32 protein-coding genes are annotated in these 23,147 nt (G+C 60.9%); 6 read left to right on the plus strand and 26 right to left on the minus strand.

All coding sequences use genetic code 11. From position 1 onward, the window contains the following. Nucleotides 1-22: 22 nt before the first annotated feature. Nucleotides 23-892 (plus strand): polyphosphate kinase 2, encoded by an 870-nt coding sequence (gene ppk2 / locus RHIBR816_RS0129100; RefSeq protein ID WP_018240108.1) that lies wholly within the window; start codon nucleotides 23-25, stop codon nucleotides 890-892. A gap of 66 nt (nucleotides 893-958) precedes the next feature. Here ppk2 and RHIBR816_RS0129105 read toward each other — a convergent pair whose 3' ends face one another. From RHIBR816_RS0129105 to RHIBR816_RS36555, 7 genes are all read right to left on the minus strand, one after another. Further along, nucleotides 959-1,429 carry a hypothetical protein gene (locus RHIBR816_RS0129105; protein ID WP_018240109.1) on the minus strand — a complete coding sequence of 157 codons (471 nt, stop codon included), beginning with the start codon at nucleotides 1,427-1,429 and terminating at the stop codon, nucleotides 959-961. 488 nt (nucleotides 1,430-1,917) lie between these two features. Continuing rightward, nucleotides 1,918-2,385, minus strand: a complete 468-nt coding sequence (locus tag RHIBR816_RS0129110) for a GFA family protein (RefSeq protein WP_026187552.1) — start codon at nucleotides 2,383-2,385, stop codon at nucleotides 1,918-1,920. 17 nt (nucleotides 2,386-2,402) lie between these two features. Continuing rightward, entirely contained in the window at nucleotides 2,403-2,963 is a 561-nt protein-coding gene (locus RHIBR816_RS0129115; protein ID WP_026187553.1) for a DUF924 family protein, read from the minus strand. A gap of 163 nt (nucleotides 2,964-3,126) precedes the next feature. Next, the gene (locus RHIBR816_RS38580; RefSeq protein WP_245262673.1) at nucleotides 3,127-3,303 is read right to left on the minus strand and encodes a hypothetical protein; all 177 of its coding nucleotides are present in this window, start codon (nucleotides 3,301-3,303) and stop codon (nucleotides 3,127-3,129) included. Between the two features lie 59 nt (nucleotides 3,304-3,362). Next, nucleotides 3,363-3,851: an ABC transporter ATP-binding protein gene (locus tag RHIBR816_RS38585; RefSeq protein ID WP_371259075.1), complete on the minus strand. Its 489-nt coding sequence runs from the start codon at nucleotides 3,849-3,851 to the stop codon at nucleotides 3,363-3,365. A gap of 416 nt (nucleotides 3,852-4,267) precedes the next feature. Continuing rightward, nucleotides 4,268-6,043, minus strand: coding sequence for an SLC13 family permease (locus RHIBR816_RS0129130; RefSeq protein WP_026187554.1), 1,776 nt, complete (start codon nucleotides 6,041-6,043; stop codon nucleotides 4,268-4,270). A 130-nt stretch (nucleotides 6,044-6,173) separates the two neighbouring features. Then, nucleotides 6,174-6,377, minus strand: a complete 204-nt coding sequence (locus tag RHIBR816_RS36555; RefSeq protein WP_084811204.1) for a hypothetical protein — start codon at nucleotides 6,375-6,377, stop codon at nucleotides 6,174-6,176. On the opposite strand from RHIBR816_RS36555, the gene RHIBR816_RS0129135 reads away from it, so the two are divergent. The 4 genes from RHIBR816_RS0129135 (at nucleotide 6,376) to RHIBR816_RS0129155 (ending at nucleotide 7,835) form a co-directional block, all read left to right on the plus strand. Then, nucleotides 6,376-6,660 (plus strand): hypothetical protein, encoded by a 285-nt coding sequence (locus tag RHIBR816_RS0129135; protein WP_084811205.1) that lies wholly within the window; start codon nucleotides 6,376-6,378, stop codon nucleotides 6,658-6,660. The two genes, RHIBR816_RS36555 and RHIBR816_RS0129135, sit on opposite strands and share 2 nt — an antisense overlap. Nucleotides 6,661-6,725: 65 nt before the next feature. Then, on the plus strand, nucleotides 6,726-7,022 hold the full coding sequence (locus RHIBR816_RS0129140) for a membrane protein (protein ID WP_026187556.1): 297 nt from the start codon (nucleotides 6,726-6,728) through the stop codon (nucleotides 7,020-7,022). Between the two features lie 41 nt (nucleotides 7,023-7,063). After that, on the plus strand, nucleotides 7,064-7,336 hold the full coding sequence (locus RHIBR816_RS0129145) for a hypothetical protein (protein WP_034816741.1): 273 nt from the start codon (nucleotides 7,064-7,066) through the stop codon (nucleotides 7,334-7,336). A gap of 208 nt (nucleotides 7,337-7,544) precedes the next feature. Continuing rightward, on the plus strand, nucleotides 7,545-7,835 hold the full coding sequence (locus RHIBR816_RS0129155; protein ID WP_018240119.1) for a hypothetical protein: 291 nt from the start codon (nucleotides 7,545-7,547) through the stop codon (nucleotides 7,833-7,835). Between the two features lie 51 nt (nucleotides 7,836-7,886). Here the strand turns inward: RHIBR816_RS0129155 and RHIBR816_RS0129160 are convergent, their stop codons facing one another. The 7 genes from RHIBR816_RS0129160 to RHIBR816_RS0129190 all read right to left on the minus strand — a co-directional run bounded on the left by RHIBR816_RS0129160 (nucleotide 7,887) and on the right by RHIBR816_RS0129190 (nucleotide 12,213). Continuing rightward, nucleotides 7,887-8,225, minus strand: coding sequence for a DUF1515 family protein (locus RHIBR816_RS0129160; protein WP_018240120.1), 339 nt, complete (start codon nucleotides 8,223-8,225; stop codon nucleotides 7,887-7,889). Next, on the minus strand, nucleotides 8,218-8,448 hold the full coding sequence (locus RHIBR816_RS38595; protein WP_085929559.1) for a hypothetical protein: 231 nt from the start codon (nucleotides 8,446-8,448) through the stop codon (nucleotides 8,218-8,220). The genes RHIBR816_RS0129160 and RHIBR816_RS38595 overlap by 8 nt, the downstream gene beginning before the upstream one ends. Beyond that, nucleotides 8,348-8,554, minus strand: a complete 207-nt coding sequence (locus RHIBR816_RS35360; RefSeq protein WP_198294162.1) for a hypothetical protein — start codon at nucleotides 8,552-8,554, stop codon at nucleotides 8,348-8,350. The genes RHIBR816_RS38595 and RHIBR816_RS35360 overlap by 101 nt, the downstream gene beginning before the upstream one ends. Nucleotides 8,555-8,589: 35 nt before the next feature. Then, nucleotides 8,590-9,435: a glycoside hydrolase family 108 protein gene (locus RHIBR816_RS0129170; RefSeq protein WP_245262674.1), complete on the minus strand. Its 846-nt coding sequence runs from the start codon at nucleotides 9,433-9,435 to the stop codon at nucleotides 8,590-8,592. A 93-nt stretch (nucleotides 9,436-9,528) separates the two neighbouring features. Beyond that, entirely contained in the window at nucleotides 9,529-10,836 is a 1,308-nt protein-coding gene (locus RHIBR816_RS0129175; RefSeq protein ID WP_245262676.1) for a calcium-binding protein, read from the minus strand. A 214-nt stretch (nucleotides 10,837-11,050) separates the two neighbouring features. Next, nucleotides 11,051-11,386 (minus strand): hypothetical protein, encoded by a 336-nt coding sequence (locus RHIBR816_RS0129185; RefSeq protein ID WP_018240125.1) that lies wholly within the window; start codon nucleotides 11,384-11,386, stop codon nucleotides 11,051-11,053. Between the two features lie 68 nt (nucleotides 11,387-11,454). Next, complete coding sequence (locus tag RHIBR816_RS0129190) at nucleotides 11,455-12,213, minus strand: TylF/MycF/NovP-related O-methyltransferase (protein ID WP_018240126.1); 759 nt, start codon at nucleotides 12,211-12,213, stop codon at nucleotides 11,455-11,457. A 316-nt stretch (nucleotides 12,214-12,529) separates the two neighbouring features. Here RHIBR816_RS0129190 and RHIBR816_RS0129195 point away from each other — a divergent pair, with 316 nt between their 5' ends. Further along, entirely contained in the window at nucleotides 12,530-13,372 is an 843-nt protein-coding gene (locus RHIBR816_RS0129195) for a glycosyltransferase family A protein (protein WP_018240127.1), read from the plus strand. A gap of 139 nt (nucleotides 13,373-13,511) precedes the next feature. Here the strand turns inward: RHIBR816_RS0129195 and RHIBR816_RS0129200 are convergent, their stop codons facing one another. The 12 genes from RHIBR816_RS0129200 to RHIBR816_RS0129255 all read right to left on the minus strand — a co-directional run bounded on the left by RHIBR816_RS0129200 (nucleotide 13,512) and on the right by RHIBR816_RS0129255 (nucleotide 22,983). Beyond that, nucleotides 13,512-13,982 carry a hypothetical protein gene (locus tag RHIBR816_RS0129200; protein ID WP_018240128.1) on the minus strand — a complete coding sequence of 157 codons (471 nt, stop codon included), beginning with the start codon at nucleotides 13,980-13,982 and terminating at the stop codon, nucleotides 13,512-13,514. 26 nt (nucleotides 13,983-14,008) lie between these two features. Then, nucleotides 14,009-15,220, minus strand: coding sequence for a hypothetical protein (locus RHIBR816_RS0129205; RefSeq protein WP_018240129.1), 1,212 nt, complete (start codon nucleotides 15,218-15,220; stop codon nucleotides 14,009-14,011). A gap of 112 nt (nucleotides 15,221-15,332) precedes the next feature. Next, the gene (locus tag RHIBR816_RS0129210; RefSeq protein WP_026187560.1) at nucleotides 15,333-16,682 is read right to left on the minus strand and encodes a tail fiber domain-containing protein; all 1,350 of its coding nucleotides are present in this window, start codon (nucleotides 16,680-16,682) and stop codon (nucleotides 15,333-15,335) included. Between the two features lie 7 nt (nucleotides 16,683-16,689). Further along, nucleotides 16,690-17,136: a GNAT family N-acetyltransferase gene (locus RHIBR816_RS0129215; protein ID WP_018240131.1), complete on the minus strand. Its 447-nt coding sequence runs from the start codon at nucleotides 17,134-17,136 to the stop codon at nucleotides 16,690-16,692. Then, entirely contained in the window at nucleotides 17,133-18,761 is a 1,629-nt protein-coding gene (locus RHIBR816_RS0129220; protein WP_018240132.1) for a hypothetical protein, read from the minus strand. The genes RHIBR816_RS0129215 and RHIBR816_RS0129220 overlap by 4 nt, the downstream gene beginning before the upstream one ends. Beyond that, nucleotides 18,758-19,360, minus strand: coding sequence for a hypothetical protein (locus tag RHIBR816_RS0129225; RefSeq protein WP_018240133.1), 603 nt, complete (start codon nucleotides 19,358-19,360; stop codon nucleotides 18,758-18,760). Before RHIBR816_RS0129225 ends, RHIBR816_RS0129220 begins: the two co-directional genes overlap by 4 nt. After that, entirely contained in the window at nucleotides 19,357-19,953 is a 597-nt protein-coding gene (locus RHIBR816_RS0129230) for a hypothetical protein (RefSeq protein ID WP_018240134.1), read from the minus strand. The genes RHIBR816_RS0129225 and RHIBR816_RS0129230 overlap by 4 nt, the downstream gene beginning before the upstream one ends. After that, on the minus strand, nucleotides 19,950-20,273 hold the full coding sequence (locus RHIBR816_RS0129235; RefSeq protein WP_018240135.1) for a hypothetical protein: 324 nt from the start codon (nucleotides 20,271-20,273) through the stop codon (nucleotides 19,950-19,952). Before RHIBR816_RS0129235 ends, RHIBR816_RS0129230 begins: the two co-directional genes overlap by 4 nt. Beyond that, the gene (locus tag RHIBR816_RS38105; protein ID WP_018240136.1) at nucleotides 20,270-20,446 is read right to left on the minus strand and encodes a hypothetical protein; all 177 of its coding nucleotides are present in this window, start codon (nucleotides 20,444-20,446) and stop codon (nucleotides 20,270-20,272) included. Before RHIBR816_RS38105 ends, RHIBR816_RS0129235 begins: the two co-directional genes overlap by 4 nt. 51 nt (nucleotides 20,447-20,497) lie before the next feature. Further along, nucleotides 20,498-21,493 carry a DUF5309 domain-containing protein gene (locus tag RHIBR816_RS0129245; RefSeq protein ID WP_018240137.1) on the minus strand — a complete coding sequence of 332 codons (996 nt, stop codon included), beginning with the start codon at nucleotides 21,491-21,493 and terminating at the stop codon, nucleotides 20,498-20,500. Between the two features lie 146 nt (nucleotides 21,494-21,639). Beyond that, nucleotides 21,640-22,590 carry a hypothetical protein gene (locus RHIBR816_RS0129250; RefSeq protein ID WP_018240138.1) on the minus strand — a complete coding sequence of 317 codons (951 nt, stop codon included), beginning with the start codon at nucleotides 22,588-22,590 and terminating at the stop codon, nucleotides 21,640-21,642. Between the two features lie 156 nt (nucleotides 22,591-22,746). Next, nucleotides 22,747-22,983 carry a hypothetical protein gene (locus RHIBR816_RS0129255; RefSeq protein ID WP_018240139.1) on the minus strand — a complete coding sequence of 79 codons (237 nt, stop codon included), beginning with the start codon at nucleotides 22,981-22,983 and terminating at the stop codon, nucleotides 22,747-22,749. Nucleotides 22,984-23,147 lie beyond the last annotated feature (164 nt).

Raw genomic sequence — 23,147 nt, forward strand, 5'->3', positions numbered from 1 at the left:
TCAGCAAACAGGGAGGAAGGACATGGCTAAGAACGGCAAGAAAGACCGAGAAAAACAAAGGGCCAAGAGCAAGGACAAAGACAAGACCAAGCTTACGGCCAGCGCGAATGCGGCCGAGGCCGACTCGCCCCGCGCCTATCAGAAGGAGCTCGATCGGCTGCAGATCGAGATCGCCCACCTCCAGGCCTGGGTGAAGAAGACCGGGGCTCGTATCGTGATTGTCTTCGAGGGGCGCGACGCCGCAGGTAAAGGCGGCGTGATCAAGCGTCTCACGGAGCGCGTCAGCCCGCGCGTCTTTCGCGTCATCGCGCTCCCGGCGCCGACCGACCGCGAGAAGACCCAGATCTATATGCAGCGCTACATCCAGCACCTGCCGGCCGCCGGCGAGGTCGTGATATTCGACCGCTCCTGGTACAATCGGCCGGGCGTCGAGCGCGTAATGGGCTTCTGTACCGACGAAAAGGCGAAGCGGTTTCTCGAGCTTGCACCACGTTTCGAGGCCGCCATGGTCGAAAGCGGGATTGTCTTGCTGAAGTATTTCCTCGATGTCAGCGAGGATGAGCAGGAACGCCGCTTCCGCCAGCGGATCGGTGACCCGCTGCGCCAGTGGAAGCTCAGCCCGATGGACGTCGAGTCCTATCGCCGCTGGTGGGACTACACCCGCGCCTATGACGACATGATCCGAATGACGGACACCGAGTATGCCCCCTGGTGGATCGTGCCTTCCAATGACAAGAAGCAGGCACGCATCAATTGCATCTCGCACATTCTGGCGTCGATCCCCTATGAGCGGGTGAAATTCGAGGAGCCTGATCTGGGGAAGCGCCAGAAGCGGCCCGACGACTATGTCGAAACCACCCGCGCCCGCCGCTTGGTCCCAAACGTGTATTGACCTCAATTGCGCGTCCTTTCGGACGCGCAATTGCTTCCATTGTACGACAATCAGTTCCTCGGAAACTCAGATCTTTTCCGGTGCCCAGTTCAGGAAGAAACCGACCTCGCCGGGCATGCCGCCCGGGAAATTGATGATCATCGCCTTCAGCTTGTAGCCTTGGGGCTTGCCGTAGGTCTGGTAGCGCTCGAAGAACTCTCGGGCCTTGCCCTGGAGCGTCTCCGGCCAGTCCCGGTCGCCGCTGTTGATCGCCCGGCCGCTGTCGGTGCAGAGTTCCGATGGAAAGCTGTAGACCATCGCCTCGAACTTGCCGTCCCTGACCGCATTCGCCACCAGACGGCGCACCACGGCGATCTCTTCCTCCGTCACATGCTTCTTGAGGAAATCCGCGGCGAAATCCGCGTGCTTCTGCTCCTGGATCGCCTTGAGCTTCCGCTCCTTGTCCATTTCCTCCATTTCCCGTTGGAGGAGTCGCATGCGAAGCTCCTCCGCGCTTACAGGTTTTCCGCCAGCGTCAATATCATGCTTCTCCGGCATCTCGTTGATCCACTTCAAGAAAACGGGAAAGACTGTCGTCCGCGGCGCCTCTGCACTTGGAGCAGTCGACCCTAGCCTCATTTTCGAGCGTACGCCGCCGACTGCATGGAGTCGACGTTCTCGCTACAGCGCCATGCGTCTTTCAGGCGCACTAAGGACGCTGTAGCACTTGAATTGCTGATGCTTTGTTCCTTAAATCGGCTACGATTTAAGGAACATGCAGTCGTCTTCATTCCCGGACAAAAATAGCTTCCGAATTGGACCTCGCACCCTCTGGTGAAGTCCGCGTTTGCCGGCCTTCACGCCAACAATTCCTGCAACCATTCGACAGCAATGTGCGCCAATTTACGCGCCGCGCTGTGTTCCACCCCACGAAGAGAGGTCAGCGCAAATGGTACAACCCCGCGCCCGCAATGACAACGGCGAGCGCTCACCGGCCGGAAGCCTCCATCATGGCAAGCGGACCCACTTCGCCTCGATCCATTATTTCACGCCTCTGGCTTTGCGGCCCATTCCGCATAGCCTTGCAGTAGCCCTTCGTAATCTTCCATGGCCGGCACCGTCTCGTAGCTATGGACGGCAGACGTGCTCGCCCATGGCAACTTCTCGCTCGCCCAGGTTTCGATGAAAGGCGCGAACCAGCGGGTGTCATCCAGCATGGTCGCGCGAAGGTTCACGAACCAGTCCATTCCTTCGGGACGGGTGAACAGCCAGCTCATGCAATGCGGGCAGAAAAAGTGGCGCGTCGCCCCATGCAACCCGCCGATCACCGGATCGCCCTTCGTCACCGCGAAGCCTTCGCTTGGGATGGCTACGCTCAATGAGTAAGCGCTCGCCGTCATGCGCTGACAGCCCGTGCAATGGCAGGCCATGGTGATAAGCGGTGGGGCGCTGACCTTCATACGCACCTGCCCGCATCTGCACCCGGCTTCCCACGGCAATGGTTCCACGCTCATACCCATTCCTCCCTCCGTCAGAAGCCGGCGCCCGGAAGCGCGAGATATTCCTCCTCGGCCGGCGTCGAAGTCCGTCCCAGGATCGCGTTGCGATGCGGGAAGCGGCCGAACCGCTCGATCACCTCCCGATGGCGAATGGCATAATCGAGATAACCAGGGTCGCCGAGTGCGGTAAATAGCTTCACCGCCATCGTCTGATCGGTAAGGCTCTCGGAATGCTCGAACGGCATGTAGAAAAAGGGGCGCCAATCCGCCGGCACCGCGATATCGGCACTGGCGCCGACGGCGACCTTCGCTTCGCGCAGCGCGAGACAGTCGGTTGCATAGGCGAGCGGGGAGCCCCGATACATGTTCCGCGGCAATTGATCGAAGAGAATGATGGCAGCCAGCCAACTGTTCGGCGTCTGGCGCCAGCTATCGTCGAGCGCCCTGGAAAGTGCCACATGTGACGCCTGAAAACGCTGCGCGCACTGCCGATCTAGGTCAGGACTGGGCGTGAACCAGTGGTCGTAGGAAAGCTCCGTGAACCAGAACTTCAGCACCTCATCCGGCGTGCAGATCTCCACCCTATTACTCATTCGACTGCCTCTCCTGACTCGCCCTTCAGATAGGAGCCGATCATGCGGTTTCCAGCGTCGATCTTCAATGTCACGCGGTTCAAGCTTCTGATGCCGCCCAGATGGCGCTGCCATTCCGCCAGGCGGGCCCGGTTGAAGTCAACACGCGCTGGCCATGCGCCGATTACGCCTGCTGTACCGGACCCGCGTTCGAAAGCGAAAACGAGAAACGCGCTGCATAGCCTTCTTCGGACACGTGAGCCGTCGCACGGACACCGAAGGCGACGGAAAGCGCCAAGGGGTCCAGCACCTCCCCCGGCGGGTCGAAGGCGGCGAGTTTGCCTTCGGATACGAGTGCCACATCCGTCGCGAAGTCCAACGCAAGATTGATGTCGTGCAGTGTCGTGACGATGGTGAGCTTCAGCCTTTGCAGCAGAGCATTTCAAGCTGGTGGCGTATGTCGAGATGGTTGGTTGGTTCATCCAGGATGATGATGCGCGGTTCCTGGGCGAGCGCTCGCGCGATCCGCACCCGCTGCTTCTCGCCGCCCGAAAGTGTCGCGAACTGACGCCGGACAAGATGAACCAGATCCAGATGGTCCAGCGCATGCGCCACCCGCTCCCGGTCCAGCGCCGTCCAGCCACTCATGCCCTCGCGCCGTGGGATCCGCCCCATCATGACGACGTCGCGGACGCTGAAGGGAAAGTCGCCGGGCGTCTCCTGGAGTACGACGGCAATCGTCTTCGCCGCCTCCCGCGCCGTCATCGCCCCGGCATCGACGCCGTCGACCTCGACCCGCCCCGCGACCGGCTGCACGGCGCGATAGAGGCAGCGCAGGAGCGACGTCTTGCCGGCGCCGTTCGGGCCGATGATTGCGAGACGACCGCCCGGAGCGACGGAGAAGCTGATATTGCGGACCCCATTCCAGCCCCTCGACGCGAAGGCTGGCGCCTTCTACATTGCAGTTCATCATCTCACCTCCATCACTGGAAATGCCCCGACATCGCCTCTGAGACGATGACCGCGGCTGGAGCAAAGGCGGACGCCTCACCGTCCCAATCCGAAAAGGAAGCGTGGGAAGCTGGCGGCGGTTCCGCGTTCCGGCTCGATCCCGGGCGGAACGCCGTTCCGCTCTCAGCCCGTCCAGCATACGCGGCGGCTAGCGTGACGAGATCCTCGATGTTTTCTTCTGCCGAGACGTCACACATTTTTGTAACTAAATAACATAACAACTGGCAACGAAAAAATGTCTACAAGTATCCGACCCGGCTTCTTCGCCGCGCAAATCCATGCAGCGTCGACGGACCGGCGTAGGACGCCTTGACCTATCGTAACGGCCAGACCCACATCAACATCGGCACGGCGACGAGCACTATCACGATGGAGAGCGGCAGGCCGAGTCGCGGATAGTCGCTGAAGCGATAACCGCCGGGGCCCATGACCAGCGTGTTGCATTGGTGGCCGATCGGGGTGAGGAAGTCTGAGCCGGCGCCGATCGCCACGGCCATCAGGAAGGCGTCCGGCCTGTAGTCGAGCGCAGATGCGAAGCTCGCGGCGATCGGCGCCATGACGAGCACGGTGGCGGCATTGTTGAGGAAGGGTGTGACCGCCATGGCTGCGACCAGAATAAGCATGAGCGCACCGGCCGGCGGCAGGTTGACAGCGATGCCGCTCAACCACCCCGCTATGAGATCCGAGCCGCCGGTCGTGCGCAATGTGTCGCTGACCGGGATCAGCGCTGCGAGCATGACGAGGATCGGCCCGTCGACGGCCCGATAGACCTCCCGCAGCGGAATGACGCGGAAGACCACCATGGCGAGGGCGGCTGCGAAGAAAGCCACCTGAACCGGCAGAATGCCGGCCGCCGTCGCGCCCATCGCGGCTGCCAGGACAAGAAGCGGCACTGGCGCGCGCCGGATGGTCCCAAGCAGGATGTCCCGTTGGGCAAGCGGGAGGCAACTGAAGTCCTGGAGGAAGGCCGGCAGATCCGCCCGCGTCCCCTGCAAGACGACGATGTCGCCGGCCCGCAACCTAATGCTGCCGAGGCGCTGCTTGAGCCTTTCGCCCTGGCGGCTTACGGCAAGCAGGTTGATATTGTGATTGTGGAAGAGCGCAAGGCGTTCCGCAGACATGCCGACCAGTGGCGAGCCGCTGACGATCACCGCCTCGATCGCTTCGATCTCGGTACGCGCCGACTCGGCGGACGTTGGCGATCGATCGCCGGAAATTTTCAGCTTCGCCTGCGAAACGATGCGGTCGAGCGCAGCCGGGCCACCTTCGAGCAGCAGGATGTCGTCCGTTTCGATCACCACGTCGGGCAGCGGCGCCAGATGGGTGCCGCGACGGAAGATCGCAATGACGACCGCGCCGCCGTCGCCGAGCTTCACGAGGGTGCTGAGCGACTTGCCGATCGCCGGTGAGCCGGGCGCGACCACCGCTTCGGACGTATAGTCGGTGATCTCGATCGCCTGCTGCACCGAGACCTGCTGGCTCTTTCGCTCCGGCACCAGCCGATAGGCGAAAAGCAGAAAAACCGCCCCTACCAGCGCCAGCGAGGCCCCGACGGGGGTAAAATCGAACATGCTGAAACTCTCACCGGTCAGCTCCTGCCGTACCCGCGACACGACGACATTGGGTGAGGTGCCAATCTGCGTCATAAGTCCGCCGATCAGCGAGCCGAAAGCCATGGGCATCAGAAACACCGATGGCTGGACGCCCGAACGTCGGGCGAACTGGAAGGCGACCGGTATCATGATCGCAAGCGCGCCGATGTTCTTGATGAAGGACGAAAGCACCGTGACCGTTACCACGAGCAGGGCAAGCTGGGCCCGCACCGAATTGAGATCCGGAAGAAAGCGCTGGATCGCGGCATCGACGACACCGGACCGCGCCACGCCGGCGCTCACGATCAGCGCGCTGCCGACGATGATCACGATGTCGTCGCTGAAACCGTCAAACGCGTGGTCGTACGGGACAATGCCCACCGCGACCGCAAGCATCAGCGCCGAACAGGCAACGACGTCATAGCGGAATCGGTCCCATATGAAGAAGACCATCATGGTGCCAATGACGAGAAACGAAAGAGACTGTTCGGCAGTCATGTACAACACCTGCGGCGGACTGGACGCGACACGCCGTAAGGACGCCCGCAGGGCTGCAACGCGCCATTCCTTGAAAAGGTCCACGTCCGCCCCGCAGGCCGCAGCTTGCGTGTCCGACTTCCTAGATCGTTCAATCCAGGCGTCCTGCGCAACTGAAATGTTCAAAAATCTGCGCTGAAATGCCGTGTGTCACCAGGAAACCGCCGAAACTTGTTCCGCTCTTTGATCGTTGCTGCTTCAGGAATACAATATCGTACCAGTTAGACGTGCAATCGTCGCCTGCTGGCGCGGAGCTTGCAGCGGCGTTTACGGCCTGGGCGGAGAACATCGCCATGAAGAGTACCCTTCCCGCGATTTTTGCGGCTCTGATGCTCGGCGCCTGCACTTCGACGCAAACTGTCGGCTATGGCCCCAACCTGGAGCCGATCCCCGGCAGCATTACCTATGGCGGCCAGCCACGCACCAAACTCACCAAGGCGCCGGTCGGCAGCATCGTCCCGCACCGCTTCCGCGACAAATTTGGCCGTCAGGTTTCCGAAACCTACGTCATCCAGCCTGACCGTTCCCTGCGGCTGATAAGCCGCCGCATCGACTATGATCTCATGACCGACCGGTAACGGATAGGAAGCTGCGCGTGTTTCTTCGCACGGCGTCTCAAAGCATTGGAATCGAGAGGATCGCCATGAAGCACGTCTTGCCTGCCCTTTTTGCCGCCTTCCTGCTCTGCGCCTGCACGACCGCCCGGCCGGCGACGGTCGGCTATGGGCGCTACCTCGAGCCCATTCCCGGCAGCATCACCTATGGCGGCCAGCCGCGCACCAGACTCACCAAGGCGCCGGTCGGCAGCATCGTCCCGCACCAGTTTTTCGACAATTTCGGCCACCGGGTCTATGAGACCTATGTGATCGAACCGGACCGCTCGTTGCGACTCGTGGGCCGTCGAATCGACTACGATATCTTCGGCGATATGGACGATTGATGGTCGGGTCGGCCGGACGAACAGCAACCGAGGTCGCCGCGATGAAATCAGCTGCTATCGCCTGCGCAGCCATGCTCCTCCTTGCGGCCTGCACCACCACGCCGCCCGAACTGGAGCCGACCCCCGGCAGCATCACCTATGGCGGCCAGCCGCGCACGAAACTCATCAAGGCGCCGGTTGGCAGCATCGTGCCGCATCAGTTCTTCACCCAGCAAGGCGGGCTCGCCCGTGAAACCTATGTGATCCAGCCGGACCGGACGCTTAGGCTGGTGCGCCGCTATATAGACTACGACTTCATCACGAGACGCGATTGACGACCTTGCGACATCGCCAGCACCTCGCGAAACTCACCAAGGCGCGCCTCGGCAGCATCGTGCCGCACCGCTTCTTCGAAGATTTCGGGCGCCGAGCCTCGGAAACCTATATAATTGAGCCGAAACGTTCGTTCCGGCCGGCGAGCCGGCGCATCGACTACGATATCTTCGACCGACGCGGTAGGAACTCTGCAACTCGGAGATTGCGATGAAACATGTACTTTCCACCTTTTGCACTGTCCTGTTGCTCACCGGCTGCGAGGTGACGACGGCGTCGGTGGGCTACTCGCCCTATCTTGAACCTATTCCCGGCAGCATCACCTATGGCGGCCAGCCGCGTACGAAACTGACCAAGGCGCCGGTCGGCAGTATCGTGCCCCATCAGTTCATCGACCCGTTCGGTCGTCGCGTATACGAGACCTATGTGATCGAGCCGGATCGCTCGCTGCGGCTGACGAGTCGACGCTACCGAGACTTCCTCCTCTTCGACGACGACTGATCCAAAAGTCGGCGTTGAAGCCGGCGAGCAGAACAACTCCGGCAAACAAAACTATGCAGCCCTGAGCAGCATCAGAGCCCGCTTGGCCACATCGGCGAATGTGACGCCGAGTGCCGCGCCGCCGATGCCGATGACGCCAAGCGCGCCCATCCCGATCAGCTTCCATTTGCGAACTTCCTCGGTTACCGGCTTCATCTCGGCGATCTCTTCTTTGACGAGCGTTACCGATCCCTCGAGCGTTCGAACCCTTTCGACGAGTTCGTCCATGCGCTGGTCCATCGACACCCGTCCGGCATCGGACCTGTCCTGCGACCGGCGGAAGTCCTCCCGCAGATTTTTCACCTCGGCAATCAGCGTCCCGAGCTGCTGGTGGACTGTGGCATCAACCATTCCGCCCCTCCCCGTGCTTCACGCACTCATTCCTGGTCCAGACTGACGCGGCACAAAGGCCGACGACCGTCCGGTCTATCCTGCGCTGGTCTGCCGGCGTGGCGCCGCGAACCCCGACGAGGTCAGCGCCGACCACTTCGCGCAAGCCGCTCACATTTGCCGGCGCCGAAGTTCCACAGCCCGCCAGAATGAGAGCAGGCATCATAGTCAAGGCGCTTCGCATCAGCGCTTTTCGCCGCTTCATTGTTTTGCCTTTCGACGGAGTTTCTGACGCCGTCGCCGCCCTGCCGGTAGATCCAGACAAGAACACCGGCGACGACCGCCAGCATGGCCGCAGCCGCGACCATGCGCGCACTCGAGAGCATTACCCCGCCTCCCGCACACGCCGCACGAAATACCAGAGCCCGAGGCCGGCACTGGCAACCATGATCGCGGCTAGCGCCCACTGCACTGGACCGTTGCCAGCAATGATCGCGCCTCCGGCAGTGAGAATGCTGCCGATCGGCCCCCATGCCTCAGGCTTCTTCAGGATTTCGCGGAGGCCCGTATCGCGGCTATCGGCCTTGGCGGCAGCCTCCGGCGGCGTTTGCGGCTTCTCCACGGTCTGGCCGCTGGCGTCAGCCGCCAGGCTCGCGGCATTTCCAACCACGCCCAGCTGATCAGCCCATTCACCCTTCGGGTCCTTGCCGGTGATGCGAATGGTCCAGCCGCGACCGTTGACCGGAAAGCCAGTCTTGGCATTCGTGAGCGATCGCAGGAAACGCATGTAGGCGTCGCAATAGGCATGGACCAACGTGCTGACGCCGCCTGGATACTTGCGCACAGCCCCGAGCGTCTGCTCGCCTACATGCCCGTCCTCGCGCACGCCGAGGACACTTTGCAGGATCTTCACGGCTCTCGAAGGACCGGACATCCCACCGCTATTGAACACGGCATAATCAAGCCCCGGCGGAAGGAGATCGCCGCCGCACTGCGGCCAGAACGATCGCCGGTAAATGTCGACAGCCTCTTCGCGGCTCATTGCCCTGACCTGGTCCGCAGTGACCGACTTCACGCCACGGTGCGCCGCAAGCGTGGCGCCCGTGACGCCGTATTTCGTGCCGACGAGCGCACCATGCAGCCAGTTGCCGCGATCCGAGCTGCGATTCGAATAGCCGCCCTCATCCCCGAACATGAGTTCGAGGGCGACGGGAAGAGTTTTCCGAGCCATGCATCACCATCTTTTGTGAGAGGAAGTGTCTACCCATAGGCAATAAAAAACCCCGCCGAAGCGGGGTTCCCTGTGCAGTTGCGGTGAGCGCGATCAGAGGATGAAATAGTCCTTCGTCAGCGTCACGGCGTCATCCAGGTGGATCTTGAGGTCAGCAAGTTTGTCGCCGTTCACATCACCGTAGATGTAGGTGTCGGAGGCTTGCTTCACGTATCGAAGCTGCCCGGCCGTACCCGTAAACGCGGCAGTGCCGATAAACGCGAATGCCTGATTGCCGGCGGCCAGAGTGCTTGCATCGATCGCCGAAAGATCAAGCCTGTCCTGCTCGCTGGTCATGAAGTCGAAGATCGAATCGAACGTCGATCCTGCAGACTCCGAAAGTGCCTTGAACACAAACTTGTCGGCACCCGTGCCGCCGACCAGCTTATCGGCCCCGGCTCCCCCATAGACCAAATCATTGCCCCAGCCTGCGCCGATGATGTCGTTGCCGGCGCCGCCGGAGATGCTGTTTGCGCCGGCCGTGCCATAGAGTTCGTCGGCGTTCTTGGAGCCGATCAGGTCCTCGATTGACGAATAGCTATCCCCCTTCGCGTCTCCAGTATTGGAGCTCGACATGCCGAGGTTAGCGATGACCCCCGCTGCTGCGTTGGCATAGGAGGCGGTGTCGGATCCATTACCCCCATAGAGTTTGTCGCCGCCGGCGCCGCCGATCAGGGTGTCGTTGCCGTCTCCACCGGTGAGGATGTTGATCGCTGAGTTGCCGACAAGCAGGTCGGTGAAGCGTGAGCCGAGGAGGTTCTCGATAGAATAGTAGGTGTCACCCTTGGCATCGTTCGTGTTGCTCGCAGGCGCAATCAGGCTCGCTGTAATCCCGACCGAAGCGGTGGCATACGAGGCGGTGTCACTGCCGACGCCACCATCGATCCTGTCACTGCCTGTTCCGCCAATGATGGTGTCGTTGCCAGCATAGCCATAGAGGAAGTCGTTGCCACCATTGCCGGTAACGACATCATTGCCGTCGAAGGCGTAGAGGACATCGGCAAGGTTGCCACCCGAAATGGTGTCGTTGCCCTTCAAAACCTCGATGATGACACCAAGATCATCGCTGGTACCGACGGTCTGCGCGGCCGCGACAATCTTCGTAGCAGCGACCGACCCCTGCACGTTGAAGAGCTGCTGTCCGCTGTACCAGGCCGCATAGCTCGTGATCGTGCCGGTTATTGGCTCACCATAGGCGTTGTAAGTGAGGCCAGTGCCGCGGAAATCCTCAATGACACCGTTCGAATAATATACCCGAAAGAGCGTTCCTGTCTGGACGTAGGACGTCCCGTAATAGATCGTGCTGAAATCGAAATCGCTCATGTTGAGCGAGTAATTCGACGCTACTGAAATGTTTGCCATTTACGCCCCCAAGACCCTATAGAGGCAAGCCATAGAACAGTTTTAGGTTGCAGGCAATCTAGATAACGCTCGCTTCGAATTTCAGCAGGATCGCGCGCCGGGAGGGGCGGTTTGTCCCTTTGATGAATTGCATCTCCATGCCGATCGGAAACTCGGTAAACACGAATCGCTACTAATCCCTCGTCCCGCGGCCGGTCGGCTGACCACTTAGAGATCAGCCAATCCTGGGGCAGCCCGGCTCAGCTCCGAAAATGATGCGGTTGCGTTCTCCTCGCCGACCGATGCCCCTCACTTCGATGACATCGTTCGATGTACGACCGATTCTAGGATTACGCAGATAGCGGCGAGCTATATAGAGCGCCTGGCGCGTTGTGCACTGATAGGCTTCTGGTTCCTCTCGGTAGTATCGGCGCGGCCGGTATTCTTCGTAGTAGCGAGGCCCACCGCGGCCGATATAGAGATCGAAGTCTTGCGCAAAACCCGCCTCCGGAACAGCCAAGGTGGCAGCCGAAAGAGCCGCGAGCAAAAGCTTGGACGGTAAACCCTTCATTTTCAGGCCTCCTCTTTTCATCACGCGTGATGCTAGTGCATCAATGATGAATGGAGGCCGAACGTTCCCTATTGCTTGATCATCAGTCCTTGGCCGGTGGGAAGGGTCAATATCGATTGACCGTGGACAGCGGCAAACTCGTTCCACATAGCGTTCTGCTCTTCGCATCCGACAAAGGCATAATCGTCAAGCACAATGCTGGCTCCCGGGACGACCTTATCCCAAACCCGATCGATGCATTCCTTCTCGTAGCGTGCGACATTAAGATCGATCGAGAGATACGCGATTTTGCTGATCGGAATTCCGTCAAGCGTCTGCGGCAGAAAGCCTTTCACGAGCACCGCATTTTGGAACTTCGCGAAATTCCGTTTGGCGATATTGTAGACATCAAAATAGATGCCAACATTGCGCTGTTTCGCCAAGGCTGCTTCCCGGGCGGTCATCTTCCCTTCTGGAATCCCGGCGAACGTGTCAAAAAGCCAGAACTTCCGATCAAGAGAGCCGAAATCGAGATACTCGCACACGGTCATCGAAAGCAGGCCGGCATTCACTCCGAATTCCACGAAGTCGCCGTCAAGCTTGAGTGCGCGCTGGGCCGCGAAGCAGCAGGTGTGAGCCCTCCATCGGACGTCTGGGACCCGTTTTCGCTTTGCCCAAGCTTCCCTGTTGCCTGCTTCAGAAAAGCGCCAAGCAGCCGCAAATTTCGGCTCTTTCATGAACTCGATATTCTTGTTCGTCACGCGGAAGCCGTCTGCTTGATAGCCCGGCAGGGACTCCTCTCCGCTCACAAGAAAGCGGAAGCGCCTTTTGAACTCGCGGATACCCATTTCTACCCCTCGGAAAGTGGCCCATCCTTAGTTGCAGCTGGGTAGGTTGACAAGAGCTGACCCCCTCGAGTTAGATCCGTGCCAAGATCGCACTCCTGAACGTGGTGTAGATCCTGCGGTGGCCGACCGGCAGGCATGATGTGGGTCATCATTGTTACCTTTGTTGCCGGAAAGGACCGACGCGACGCGAACGCGCCGTCCTTGAATTTTCAGTAATGCCGACGACGAACTGCGCGTTCCGCGCGCGACGAATTCATTGACTCTTCCAAACGATCAGAACAGAGAAGGTCGCGCCGTTGCAAACTCCGAGGACCTTATGCCCAAATCAAAAGTCGTCGTCGTATTCCCCGTTTTCAACGGGGCTAGGACCTTGGAGATGAGTCTGCAGTGCATTGCTGATCAGACATTTAGAGATTTTCACGCGGTTATTCTTGATAATAAATCAACAGACGACACACTTCGCGTGGCTGAGCAGTTCTGCAGAACCGATCGTCGCTTCACCGTGGTCAGAAACGAGCAGCATGTGAGCGCACCGGAAAACTTCGCTCGCGCTATCCAAATTGGCGCAGCGAAAGGCGAATATTTTTGTCTGCGTGCGTGCGATGACTACTCTTCTCTAGATTTCCTAGCATGCTTGGTCGAAGCACTTGATCGAGAGCCTATGAAGTTGCTTGCGGCCTGCTCGACAAAACTAGTTGGACCGAACGGACATCGAATCAAATCTCCAGATAAATCTATCTTCGATTTCACCCCAGCATATTTGTCTGGGCGCGTACCGAGAAACCTAACGTTTCCGGCAGAATGGATTTACGGCATCTACAGGGCCAGTGCGCAAGACTTACTAATGGCACGCTGGTTCGAATTGGGAAATCCGTGGTGTCTAGCATCCTATGTTGTATCAGAGTTTGTCGTCCGCGATTTGGTGGTGTACGTGCCCGGACCAACATACGATTTCACCGAGGGCTCGGGGTCAGAGCAACGCTACGGAGCAAAGAGCCTACACGAAAGACTCAGCCAGCGGTTGAGATATACTTTCGGGTGCTACAAGTTAACTCAGAAGCTTCCGAAAGCTGGCTTCATTACAAGATTAAAGTTCTTTCGGATGTGCTGGAACGACGCAAGGAGAAAAACGCGTTACAAGATTTTCTGGTTTTTTTAGATTAGGCATCCCCTGACCAGCGGAGTGTTATTAATTGCCTTCTAGAGAACGTCATCGCTTGGGCGTGTGGTGCCGTACTAGTGCGCAGATTAAAAAATTTGACGGTGCAGAATTACTGAAGGAACATTGGAAAAGCGCGTCAAAGATCGCGCGCGGCAGTCCACATCCCATCGATTTGTATGTCGGTTAAGCCGAGTGCCCGACCTACGACTGCTATCAGCGGATCCAATCGACTAAACGAGGTAGCATATTCCCACTCAATCTGCGCCCGATCCTTTTCTTGGCCAAACGCCATTGCGTCAATGGCAGCCGTTACTTGGGTGTGAGAAATCCCGGCGTCGATGAGTCCCAGACGCAACTGCCGCGACGAAAGTGAGGGCATGGAAGCGCGTATCTGTTCTGCCGCCGGCGGTGTGTGAGGTTGGATTGGAAAATTCGGATTGTCGGCGAGCCATTTTCGAATGATGGGGTTCACACCGAAGCTATCATCGGGTCTCGACAGATATTCGCAGTCGTAGGTTTGCCCGCTCAGGTCGGTAATATTGATCGACAGCTGGTAAACGTCCGGCTCCGCCGTCGCAATGACCGCATGTATCACGTTGAGCTCCATTCTAACTTGCAAGCTACCAGTCATGTTTATGCAGTCCTTTGAACGATAAGCCAATCAGCCGTAGCGACAATCCCACGCACACGCCAAGTACCTGAAAGCGCTGTGCCTGCGCCGGAATAGCCGCTTTGAACGTATGCGTTGGTACTGTACAAGCAGGGGATAACTGACGCTTGCCTAACAGGGTTAGAGCCGTTCTGCGCCATGGTGAGCACTGTCCCGATGGGGAAACTCGTGGCCGTGGATGAGGTTCCGGTATAAACCTCCGCCGCGACGAAGCCCAGTGCATGCGTATGACTCGTCCCGCTAACAGAATTCGTCGTCGCGTTGGTAATGTCCGACGGCGTGCCGAGCGTCAGCGTGCGGTTCGCAGAAATCGCGCCGCCGCCAGTCAGGCCGCTGCCGGCGATCACCTGTACTGCATTGCTTGCAGGCGTATAGCCATAGAGCGCGCTGACATCGCCGGCAGCGAGGTTGCCGGAATGCCAGACCGTGTTATGCGCTGCCACGGAGCTGTCGTAGAATTTCAGCGCATCGGTGCTGTTCACATTCGATAGGTACAGATAGTCGCCTGTCACGTCGTTCGCAACACGAAGACCGTCGCCATTCGCCGTGCCGTCGCGGTGCTGAATATAGCCCTGGCGCGCCGTCGCCTTCCAGAACCCGACATAGGGGTCGCCCGTCGCCGAGCCGATGAGTTTGACCGCTTCGCCATCCGTTGTTACGGCGATTTGGGTGAAATCGACGTAGGCGCCATCGATCCGTGCTGAGGGTATCGTACCCGTCGTGAGATTCGATGCGTTGTTGGCGCCTAGCGTTGCCCGCGCCGCGGCAGCGTCCGCATCGTCGAGCACGGTCTGCGCAAAAGCTGAGACGCCCAACGTCGTAAGAGCGGCTCCGGCAGTCGCATCGTCCAGAAGCGTCCGCGCAAACGGCGTCAAAGCGGTCGTCGCATAGGCGTCCGCCGCGGTCGTGTAGATCATTTTGTCCGCGCCCGTTGCGAGACCGGCAATCGACGCGAGCGCCGCGCTCGCAGCCTGCGCGCCGAGGGCGGTGCGGGCGGCGCTGGCGCTTGTGGCACCCGTCCCGCCTGCGGTGACCGGCCGCGCGGCATTGGCGTCGGCGGTGAGGTCGTCGATCAGCGCATTATAGGGCACGCTCTGGATCGTGGTGTTCGGCACCGCCTTGGTGCCGGCCGGTGGAGAATAAACTCCGCCTGTTCTCGGCAAGATAGCCTCCATAAAAATGCCTCCCGATGGGAGGTCCGCGAAACGAATGGAACTTTGATTGGAATGGCGCCGCCACCTCCGCACCTGTGTCTTGTCCGGATGCGCGTCTTGCCGCGGCTGCCCTTTACTTCTGCTCCCTCCCCGCTGCAAAAAGCCGCCCATAATCCACCCTCCGCATGCCGTCCGGGTCGCGGCTCACGGCGTCGGGGCGGGTCCTTTCCACCTCCTGCGCCATCACGCCGATATGCTTCGGCCCGGTGGTCGGCTCGCCCTTGTAGTGGAACTCATAGAGGTTGTGGCCTTTGAGCCTGCCGACCTTCTCGATGTTCTTCTTGGCGCGGCGGTCGGACTTCGGAAGAAAGCCCAGCAGCGAGTCGAGCAGATTGCCGCCCGCCTGCTGCCGGGCGTTGTAATTCGCCATCTGGTTCTGGTAGTTCTGCTGCACCAACCCGGCATAGTCGACCGGCTGGATCGACTGTCCCTGCGTCGGCACGAAATTCGGGCTCGTCACCTGTGCGCCTGAAAGCAGCGCCGAAATCTCGTTGATCGGCTGGTTGCGCTGCGCATATTGCTCGTTGAGATAGTTCGAGCGCGCGGTGTTCTGGGCATTGATCTGCGCCTGCTGAGCGTTGAAGCTCTGGTCCTGGAGCGCATTGTTGGCCGCCGTCGCCGATTGGCCGTTCTGGTACATCTGCTGGTTTGCGTTGTTGCCGAAATCGGCATTCTGCAACGCTTGCCCGTAGGCCTGAGCCTGCGCCGCGTTCTCGAAGCTTGCCTTTTGGCTGGCGAGGTTGGCGAGCCGCGTCTGCTCCTGACCGGCGTTGAGCACGGCGGCGATGCGGGCCTCGTGCGACGTCCGGTTCGCCTCGTCGATCGCCCGGTTATAGGCCTCAGACCCCGGCTGCAGGCCCTGGTTGGCAAGCCGCGTCTCCAGCGCCGCGCGGTCGCGCTCGAGCTGCGGGTTGAGCCGCGCCATCAGCGCATTCTCGTATTTTGACGTGTCGAAATCCGTCTCGTAGCTGCGGGTGATGTTGCCAGCATTGCCGACGGAGGTCTGAAGCCTGGGCCCAGCGGAAAACTGTTGGTATTGCGGCAACGCCAGCCTCGAAGGGTCACCGGCGGCCGGAGCTTTCGATATGTCCATCGGCTTGCCGAGGAGATCGTTCAGCCGGCTCGATTGCGATGTGGCGAGCGTCGCTAGGTTGAGGCTCGCCACATCGTTCTGATCCTTGATCTTCTGCTGCATCTCCGAAAGCTTCTGCGTCGCCGTCGCCACGGGCAGATCATAGACGTTGCCGCTCAGCGGATCGGTCCATTTCTGCGTCGTGTAGCTGTAGCTGAGGCTGCCGTCCGGCGTCACCTGGTTGACATTGCCCATGTATCCGTTGGCAACGGCCGTGCCGATATTGGTGGCGGTCTGTGCCGCCGCCGTTGCCTTCGGATCCGGAGGAGTGGGAGCTTTTGATTTTCCGATAGCACACCTACCTTCGATTGACGGGATGCGCCCGCCAGTCGTCGTCTGTCAGAGTGAAGATGATTTCCGCCTCCTCCCGCCCGCGAAGCCGGGGGATGCGATGGCTTTTGAACCCGAAGCGGCGGGCGATCTCGACCATGCCGCGGTTCTCCGCCGAGACGCGCAGCACCGCCATCTGGCAGCCGATCTCGTCGAAGGGATAGCCGAACATCGCTTCCAGCACCGGCCGCGTCAGCCAGCGTTTGCAGGTCGCGGCGGCCGAAAGCTCGATGACGCCCGCTTCGGGCGAATAGTTGTGATAGACGACGCCGGCGACGAGCCTGCCCTCTTCCGTCACGCCGAGCGTGGTGAAGTCGGCAAAGCCCCTCTCGCAGCCGTCGATCTGGTCGGCAACAAAAGCGGCGATCGCCTGATTGGTTGCAGGGTCGCCCGCCCCGCCCCAGATGATGTTCAAGCGCTCGCCTCCCCCGCCGCCACTTGCAGCGTCGCGAGGTCCACCTCGATGTCGAGTTTCACCGCACCACCGGAGGTGATCACGCAGCCGACCGCCAACATATCGCCGCTCGCACGCACGTTCTGGCGAAAATCGTAGCGCAGCGCCTCCGACACACCGTCCCAGCGCGCCACGTCCCAAAGGCCGACATCCCATTCCGGCGAAGCCTCATCCCCCTCCGTCACCCGGGAGAAGGGCGGCACCCTTCGGTCGAAGTCGGCGCGGGCGAAAAGCTGCACCTTTAGCTTCGTCTTGGCGCGGAAATACATATGCGCCATCGTCGCCGCGGTCCGCTGACCGAACTGTCCGACCGGAGCGAACTGCGAGAGATAGGTTGCCGCGAAGGTCAGCCCGTCGTCGGTGCCGCCGGTGTCGCCCTGCCAGCAATAGCCCTCGCGCGAGCCGAAGAAGAGCCCGCCCTGCAGGGTCTCGAAACAATTGGCCCGCCAGTTGCTGATCGTCGCCCAACGCCCGCTGAGCACATTCAGGACAAAGGTCTTGTCGCTGACGACGCTGTTATCGGGAAAGGCGACGAAGACCAGGTTCTGCTCGGCCCAGGGCTTCAGTGTCCAGCCGGAGCCGGTGGCGTTCGCCGCCCGCCGCCAGTCGTCCTCGATCGCCCGCGAGGCCGAGACCTGGGTCAGAGCCTGCCGGTCGCGCTGAAACACCTGCGACATCGGCGTCAGCCCGTCCGAAGTCGCAATCAGCACGTCACCGCCAATGCGAATCCAGGCGTTTTTTCCAAGCGGCTTGCCGATCTGGTAGACGCCTTTCAACGCGAAGTCGCTGGCGCTGGAGGGGTCAGAGCCCGCATAGACGGCGATCTCCCCTTCCGTCGAGACGAAGACGCAGAGATCGGAAAGCCCGTCGCCGCTTTCGAGCGACCAGGAAAAGCCGGTGATGAGCGACCCGCCCTTCTTCATCACCCCGCCAAGCGGAAACACGGCAGCCGCGCCGCCGATCGCGTTCACCGGCAGGTAATAGGCGTCGAGCGTCGCGTTCTTGAGGAAGAACTCACGGTTCTTGAACAGCCAGCCGTAGTTGAGCTGCGCCATGGTGGTCGAGTCGGAAAAGGTGATCGTCGGCGACGTCGTCCAGGTGGTGCCGTCATAGATACGGCGCGTGTCGGCGCCATTGAGGCAAACGAGAAACGAGCCGCCGGCGGTCGTGTGCTGGAAGGCGCACCAGTCGCCGCCGGAAAGCCCGCCCACCGCCGCCGCGGTCTCTGCCGGCGGAGCGGCCGGCGCCGTCATATCGTAGATCGCGCTCTCCGTCGCCATGAACAGCTTTTCGTTGCTGCCGAACTTGTATTTGAAGGCGCTGCGGATGGCGCCGCCACCGGCCGCAAGCCCGACTTTGCGCGAGCCGCCGCGGATCCTGCAGCCGGCAAGCGTCGGCAGGAAGTTCGTGAGCACGGTGGCCGAGCCCGGGGTCTGCGACGCCATGTCAGCGGTCGTGACGAGACCGTGTTTCGGTGCCGGAAAGGTAACCGATTGCGAGGGCTGCGGCCGGCCGATGTTTGCCTGCCCGCGATTGGTCTGCGGCAGGCGGCCAGGGCGAACTGACATCGTGCGAACTGTCATCATGATGTCCCCCTGTCGGCATTGATCTCCTGCAGGAGATCCGCCTCGAACTCTGCAAGGTTGTCCTCGAAGGAGAGGCCCTTCTGCCGCTTCCAGCGCCAGATCAGCCCCTTCTTCAACAGCCGCTCTGGAAAGAGCGTCGTGTCGTCGTCGGCGCGGAAGGTATCCCGCTCCTCGTAAGGATCGCCGAGTACCCAATTTTTCGAGACGTATTCGATCGTCGCACCGACTGCGAAAGCGGCCGGCGAAAAAAGCATCTCCCTGCCGCGGAGGTGGCAGTAGGGCTCTGCAGAGGCGATGCCGACGATCACGGCCCATTGCGCGCCGTTGGTGATAGGTCGGAAGAAGCGGCTGTCCGCCGCCCGTACCGGCCCTCCGGGTGCCAGCCGCTGATAGTCGGCAGGCAGGATCTCCGGCGAAGCGGAAACGGCATGCGTCTTCAGCATCCCCTTCCAGTCGGCGCGCCGCGCAATCTCCGCGCCCGCCTCTTCGGCCAGCCCCACCATCGTCTGCGCATTCGGATCGTTCGTCCCGTAGACGCTGTCGAAGCGGTCGAGCGAAACGATGTCCGAGACTTCGTTGATCACGGTCAGAAGCGTCATGGCGTCAGCCCTCCGATGACGATTTCGGCATTGCCCCAGCGCAGGCGCTCGTCGGCAAGCCCGAGCCCGGCCATCGCCTGGCGCTTCAGTGCCTCGGCCGCACCCGCCTTGGCGGCGTCGCGTTCCCAGACGGCGATCTCCTCGACGAGCGCATAGAGATAGACATCCGGTGCCTTTTCGATCAGCCAGTTGCTTGGCGCGGCGGCCGTCAGCGGCGGAATTTTCGCGTAGTACGTCAGCCGGATCTCCTCGCTGCCCTTCGGCCGTACCTGGACGGCGCCGCCGATGATCGCGTAGCCGATCGGCGCGCCGGCGGATGTCCCGTGACTGCTGAGCTCCTGCAGCGGCAGCGCCCGCAGCGCCCGGCCATCGGCGCCAAGCACCTGCCGCGCCTCCAGGAAATCCACCGGCAGGCTGCCGTCGCCCTCGGCCAGCGGCACTGTCGCCGCCTTTTCCATGTCGGCCACGCGCAGGACGCGGTTGAGCTTGAGCTCGGCAAGCGCGAGGAAGCGCGGGAAGAGATGGGCGACGTCATCGCGGCCGGAATAGTCGCTGGCGTCGACGAGGAGCGAGGCATAGTCGGATATGGTCATAGATGTCCCTCGAAACTGCGCCAGGCGCGGTTGTCGCTGTCGTTGAGCCACCGCTTCACATAGCGGTCGTCGCCTTCGGAATGCGCCCTGACCAGGTTTTCGGAATGGGCGAGATTGAGCGGGATCGAGGCGACCTTGGTCCATTCGCCGAAGGCGTTGCCGGCGGTCGCATGGCGTATGAATTCGTTCTGACGAACGAGGTTCTCGACCGGATAATCCGTCCGCCAATGAGTTTTGTTGCCGTCCTCCATCACCCAGACGGAGCGGCCGGTCTGAAAATCATGATCGAAGAGCTTCCAGTCGCCGTCGCGTACAATCATCCCTCGTCACCTGGAAGAGGATCGTTGCGTTCGGCTTTGCCCTGGGCGATCAAGATCTTCGCCGCCTTGACTGGCAAGTCGAGTACGGTGCCAGCAGGAATGCGTTCTTCGTCAATCGCCCAGGTATCATAGAGAAGTTTGACGGGTACCGTGGTCGTCTTTGTGTCTGTCATTCATTTCTCCCGAACAGGGACCGACCTTGAGTCGAAACTTGGAACCTGGAACTAGCTGGCGGAACTCAGTCCGAAGAGGTCAGCGGCAACGCCAAGGCCCCTCTCGTTGTGCACCTTCAGCGTGCCCTCACCTATGATGACGCCCTTGTCCGCATCGCCCGTCTTGGCAACCTCGCGGTCTTCCTGGATCTGGCGGAGCCACAGAAACGAGAGCATGTCGGTGTCGATGAAGAAGGCGTTACGGGCGACTCCGGCGTTCACCGCCTGCACCCGGTTCGGGTGAATCATCACTGTCCCGAACGGGCCTTCGTAATAGTCCGCTGTCGCAACAATGGTGTTGCGCTCACCGCCTTGTGACACCGCATAGCGGAAAGGCGCGACGTTGCTGTCGGACATGAAGGTGACGAAGACGGATTTCACATACGGAGAGACGGAGACGTGGCGGAAGTTGGCGCCGTTCTGATAGCCCTGCTGCATCACAGTATCGAGGATCGCCTTGGTGAAGGGACGCTGCGTTCCGTCGGTCGGCGCCACCGTCAGACCGGTGCCCGCGCTGAAGCCGCCATTTGCGCCACCGGCGCCGCGAGAGACGTTGCTAATGGTCCAAGTGCTAAGCGAGCCGAATTCACGGGTACTGCCAGCGACCGTTGCGTTAGTGTCGACGATCGCGAACTCCACGTCCTTGCGAATTTCGACGCCCTTCTTCAGCTTCTGATATTTCCGCTTCTGCACGTTACCAGCCTCAGCCGTCACCTCCTGTGTCGCGGAGATAATCCAGTCCTTGCGCATGATCTGGGTGTAGTTACCAAGCCGCATCGGCGGGGTGATCGCTCCGAAGGCGTATTCCTCGCCTTCCTCACGGATATTTGCGCCGGGCGCGGCAAGTTCGTCCGTCTCCCATTCCGGGTGATAGGTCGTGCACTTGCCCTTTTCGATCAGTGAGTAGATGGGGGTCTCTTCCGGAGTGATCCGCGACACCACGTCGGAAAGCTCCTCGCGGTTGCCGACGGCCTGCGTCGTCTGAAAGGTATTGGTGAGAACTGTCATCTGATGGTCCTTATGTGGTGACGTGATCCGCCGCCACGCGCCTGGACAGGCACATGGAAAGCGTTGACGGTGTTGAATGAAGGTGAATGCGAGCGATCGCTGAGCAGCGGTTCGTGAACGCTTGCCGCTCGACCAACGCTTGTCGATTACTCGAAATCGACCGCCATCGCGTCGCGGATCGATCCCGTTCTTGCAAGCCGCTGCATTGCCTCGCGACTTTGGCGCTGCTGCCGCTGCGCCCGGTTCTTTGCTTTCATGCGCGGCGCAGCGGCAGGCGCCGCGGCCACCTTCTGGAAGGCTCTTACCCGCGAACGTTCCGCAAGCAGGCCGAGGCGAGCGTAATGCGCGAGCTTGAACAGCCGATGATCGACGACCTCGCGCACCTCCTCGTCGGAAAAGCCGAGGTCCTTCGCCGCCTCGAAAACATCGGCGAAGAAGGCCTGCCGCCCCTCATCGTGCCCCGTCTGCGGGAACGCTTCAAGGAGCTTGGCATTTTCCGTCTCCAGCCTCTCCTCGCTCGCCGCGGCCCGAAGCTCCCCTGCAACGCCCGCCGACTCATCCCCAAGCGCCATCACCCGCGCAAGCTGTTCCAGCCCCGCCTGGTGCAGCGCCCATTGTCGCTGATAGGTCTGCGGATCGTAGAGCCTCAGTTCCTCCGGTGGCTCATCGGGGATCTGAGCCGCCACCAGTTCCGCGACGGCATGGGCAGTTGCGGCGACCCTGCTGCTCATGCTTTCCAGGGCCCGCCCGCGGTTGGCGAGATCCTGGGTCTTGTTGCGGTAATCGCGATCCCGCATGTATCCGAGCTTCAACTCCTCGAGCGGAACCTCTTCGCCGCCCTTGAGCGTGACCATCATGTCCTCGGCTTCGTTGGCTGCCTCCTGCTCATCAGGAAAGGCTGGCTCGTCGCCTTCGGCGTCAGCCTCGTCTCGCTCGTGCGCGTAGTCTACAGCCCCCTCGCCGTCCCGCTCTTCCTCGTCGTGCGGGTTGGCCTGGTGCGGCTCCCAGAAGTCGAGGTTGTCGATGCTTGCGGACTCATGCGGGTCGACAACAGCTTTGCTCCCGCCGGAAGGCGGGTTGGCACTATTGTTAATCATGGAAAGACCTCTTGCGAGAGATTCGGAGCGGAGGTGCCGCTTTCGCGTACTCCCGCACCGAGAAATTCGAGAGATTTCAGAATGCTGCCCCGAATTCATGAATCAGTTTGACAACGAGGCGCATCAGGGAGGCAGCCCTGCCGCCGATGCACTCCTTCACACCGGGGCGTTCGTGCCTTCGGCTTTGGCTTGCTCCGCTAGGAACTTCAGCTTTGCGCAGAAGTTGCGGACCGCCCGCGCTTCTGCCGCGAAGGCGGCCCGCGCTTCGTGGTCCGTGAGTTTCGCGTTGATGCAGCCGTTGATGGCCGCCGCCTCCAACTCCTCCATCAATCGCTCGAACAGCGGATTGTCGAGAAGCGCCCGCGCCGCCGACTGTTTTTCTTCTGCCTTCATCTCAGTGCTCTTTCTTGGGAGCAGCCCGACGGACCAACCGAGCCGGGCACACGGCAGGACTGTTTCTTGTTCGATTCTTTATTAGTTGCTCGTGAGGGGTGTAGCGGAGGCACCCACGGCTGCACGGGAGTGCGAGCCGGACGGAAGCGTCCTCTGTTTTGCTA

The sequence above is a fragment of the Ensifer sp. BR816 genome (genome assembly GCF_000378985.1).
Lineage (GTDB): Bacteria > Pseudomonadota > Alphaproteobacteria > Rhizobiales > Rhizobiaceae > Sinorhizobium.

Coding starts and splice junctions, on each gene's coding strand:
- RHIBR816_RS0129140 (WP_026187556.1), top strand. CDS start 6,726: ATGAAGCACGTCTTGCCTGCCCTTTTTGCCGCCTTCCTGCTCTGCGCC.
- RHIBR816_RS0129250 (WP_018240138.1), bottom strand. CDS start 22,590: ATGATTAACAATAGTGCCAACCCGCCTTCCGGCGGGAGCAAAGCTGTT.
- RHIBR816_RS36555 (WP_084811204.1), bottom strand. CDS start 6,377: ATGGCGATGTTCTCCGCCCAGGCCGTAAACGCCGCTGCAAGCTCCGCG.
- RHIBR816_RS0129195 (WP_018240127.1), top strand. CDS start 12,530: ATGCCCAAATCAAAAGTCGTCGTCGTATTCCCCGTTTTCAACGGGGCT.
- RHIBR816_RS0129205 (WP_018240129.1), bottom strand. CDS start 15,220: ATGGAGGCTATCTTGCCGAGAACAGGCGGAGTTTATTCTCCACCGGCC.
- RHIBR816_RS0129190 (WP_018240126.1), bottom strand. CDS start 12,213: ATGGGTATCCGCGAGTTCAAAAGGCGCTTCCGCTTTCTTGTGAGCGGA.
- RHIBR816_RS0129170 (WP_245262674.1), bottom strand. CDS start 9,435: ATGGCTCGGAAAACTCTTCCCGTCGCCCTCGAACTCATGTTCGGGGAT.
- RHIBR816_RS0129135 (WP_084811205.1), top strand. CDS start 6,376: ATGAAGAGTACCCTTCCCGCGATTTTTGCGGCTCTGATGCTCGGCGCC.
- RHIBR816_RS0129130 (WP_026187554.1), bottom strand. CDS start 6,043: ATGACTGCCGAACAGTCTCTTTCGTTTCTCGTCATTGGCACCATGATG.
- RHIBR816_RS0129220 (WP_018240132.1), bottom strand. CDS start 18,761: ATGATGACAGTTCGCACGATGTCAGTTCGCCCTGGCCGCCTGCCGCAG.
- RHIBR816_RS0129185 (WP_018240125.1), bottom strand. CDS start 11,386: ATGAAGGGTTTACCGTCCAAGCTTTTGCTCGCGGCTCTTTCGGCTGCC.
- RHIBR816_RS0129230 (WP_018240134.1), bottom strand. CDS start 19,953: ATGACCATATCCGACTATGCCTCGCTCCTCGTCGACGCCAGCGACTAT.
- RHIBR816_RS38595 (WP_085929559.1), bottom strand. CDS start 8,448: ATGCGAAGCGCCTTGACTATGATGCCTGCTCTCATTCTGGCGGGCTGT.
- RHIBR816_RS0129105 (WP_018240109.1), bottom strand. CDS start 1,429: ATGCCGGAGAAGCATGATATTGACGCTGGCGGAAAACCTGTAAGCGCG.
- RHIBR816_RS0129245 (WP_018240137.1), bottom strand. CDS start 21,493: ATGACAGTTCTCACCAATACCTTTCAGACGACGCAGGCCGTCGGCAAC.
- RHIBR816_RS0129155 (WP_018240119.1), top strand. CDS start 7,545: ATGAAACATGTACTTTCCACCTTTTGCACTGTCCTGTTGCTCACCGGC.
- RHIBR816_RS0129115 (WP_026187553.1), bottom strand. CDS start 2,963: ATGAGTAATAGGGTGGAGATCTGCACGCCGGATGAGGTGCTGAAGTTC.
- RHIBR816_RS38105 (WP_018240136.1), bottom strand. CDS start 20,446: ATGACAGACACAAAGACGACCACGGTACCCGTCAAACTTCTCTATGAT.
- RHIBR816_RS0129255 (WP_018240139.1), bottom strand. CDS start 22,983: ATGAAGGCAGAAGAAAAACAGTCGGCGGCGCGGGCGCTTCTCGACAAT.
- RHIBR816_RS0129175 (WP_245262676.1), bottom strand. CDS start 10,836: ATGGCAAACATTTCAGTAGCGTCGAATTACTCGCTCAACATGAGCGAT.
- RHIBR816_RS0129110 (WP_026187552.1), bottom strand. CDS start 2,385: ATGAGCGTGGAACCATTGCCGTGGGAAGCCGGGTGCAGATGCGGGCAG.
- RHIBR816_RS35360 (WP_198294162.1), bottom strand. CDS start 8,554: ATGCTGGCGGTCGTCGCCGGTGTTCTTGTCTGGATCTACCGGCAGGGC.
- RHIBR816_RS0129235 (WP_018240135.1), bottom strand. CDS start 20,273: ATGATTGTACGCGACGGCGACTGGAAGCTCTTCGATCATGATTTTCAG.
- RHIBR816_RS0129160 (WP_018240120.1), bottom strand. CDS start 8,225: ATGGTTGATGCCACAGTCCACCAGCAGCTCGGGACGCTGATTGCCGAG.
- RHIBR816_RS0129200 (WP_018240128.1), bottom strand. CDS start 13,982: ATGGAGCTCAACGTGATACATGCGGTCATTGCGACGGCGGAGCCGGAC.
- RHIBR816_RS0129225 (WP_018240133.1), bottom strand. CDS start 19,360: ATGACGCTTCTGACCGTGATCAACGAAGTCTCGGACATCGTTTCGCTC.
- RHIBR816_RS0129145 (WP_034816741.1), top strand. CDS start 7,064: ATGAAATCAGCTGCTATCGCCTGCGCAGCCATGCTCCTCCTTGCGGCC.
- ppk2 (WP_018240108.1), top strand. CDS start 23: ATGGCTAAGAACGGCAAGAAAGACCGAGAAAAACAAAGGGCCAAGAGC.